This is a genomic window from Neoroseomonas soli, from assembly GCF_018129065.1.
In the GTDB taxonomy this organism is placed as follows: domain Bacteria; phylum Pseudomonadota; class Alphaproteobacteria; order Acetobacterales; family Acetobacteraceae; genus Neoroseomonas; species Neoroseomonas soli.
This window is the reverse complement of sequence record NZ_JAAEDM010000190.1, coordinates 1-1,351: the sequence shown is the minus strand read 5'-3', so window position 1 is coordinate 1,351 and position 1,351 is coordinate 1. Positions and strand designations below refer to the sequence as shown.

The following is a 1,351-nucleotide window of genomic DNA, read 5'->3' as shown; positions in this document are numbered from 1 at the left end:
CGAGCCGGAAACCCGCCAGTTCGCGCCCGGCAGGCGCAGCACGAGGCGGCTCGGGTCGGCCTGCGGCCGCAGGCTCCAGCGCTGCTCGCCCTGGACGGCGAGCGCCAGTCGCGCTCCGCCGCCCGCCGGCGCCAGCGCGCCTTCGGCGATACTCCCTGCCCGCGCCGGCGCTGCGCCCGAGGCGGCAAGGAGGCCGAGCCCCAGAAGGGGGCGCCGACCGAAGCCGATCATCCCGCAATCCCCTGTCACCGCCACGATCCCCCCGGGCGGTACGGCAATATGCCATGATTTCCAGGGACTTGCCACGGTTGACTGAAAGTTCCGCCTCAGCCGGCCGCAAGGCTCCGGCGGGGTTGTGACACGCAACGGCCGCGACTATGGTGCCTTGCCCCGGCGGATGCCGCTGCGGGCGGAGTCCCGGGCGGGTTCGCCCGGCACGCGACCCCAGGGCCGAAGGCGGGGCGCGGCGCCGGTGCGGTCCATCGGGTGCCCGGCCTGGAACCGGGGCGGCCTTGTCTTGCCGGCCCCTGTGGTTCCGTGGTTTCGCCGGGCGCCCCTCCCTGCCGCCTCCGCCGGCGCGGAACCCGGTGCGTGCATCGCCCGATCCGCCCCTGACGCCGGCGCCGGGTACGCCGCATCGCCATGCCGGCCCGCCTGCGCCTGTGACCGCCGCACTGCGGCTGTCCAAGGGCTTCCGGGGCAATGACCAGGCGCGCCCACCCAGGGCCCGCACCGCGCCACGCGCGGCGCCGGGCCCGCCGAGCGAGGACGACCGCCGCCGCATGCCAGACGACGCAGCGCCGCGATTCCGTCTCCGCCCGGGCCCCGCCATTTCCTTGCGCCGCCGGCCTCGTCGCGGCGCGGAGCACCGACACCCATGACCAAGCGCATGCTGATCGACGCATCCCACCCCGAAGAAACGCGGGTGGTGGTGCTGGACGGCAACCGCGTCGAGGAATTCGACCTCGAGACCGCCACCCGCAAGCCCCTCAAGGGCAACATCTACCTGGCCAAGGTGGTGAGGGTGGAGCCCAGCCTGCAGGCCGCCTTCGTCGAGTACGGCGGCAACCGCCACGGCTTCCTGGCCTTCGGCGAAATCCACCCCGACTACTACCAGATCCCCGTCGCCGACCGTCAGCGCCTGCTCGATATGCAGGCCGAGGACGCCCGCGCGGAGGAAGAGGCGGACATGCCGCCGGAATCGGCGATGGACCGCGCCGCCGACTGGAACGGCGAGGGCAACGAGTCCTGGACCGCGGCCGAGGACGCCGCCGCCGGGCCGCACGCCGCCGAGGGCGACGCCGCCGCGCCCGCCCCGGACGCCGAGGTCGCGGGCGAGGGTGCCGAGGCC

Annotated in this window: 2 pseudogenes; one reads left to right on the top strand and one right to left on the bottom strand. The window is 75.0% G+C overall.

Annotated elements, in window-relative coordinates:
• Nucleotides 1–231: pseudogene (locus tag GXW76_RS25375) on the bottom strand (hypothetical protein); the annotation flags it as partial.
• 646 nt (nucleotides 232–877) lie between these two features.
• Here GXW76_RS25375 and GXW76_RS25870 point away from each other — a divergent pair.
• Nucleotides 878–1,351 (top strand): annotated as a pseudogene (locus GXW76_RS25870) (ribonuclease E/G); the annotation flags it as partial.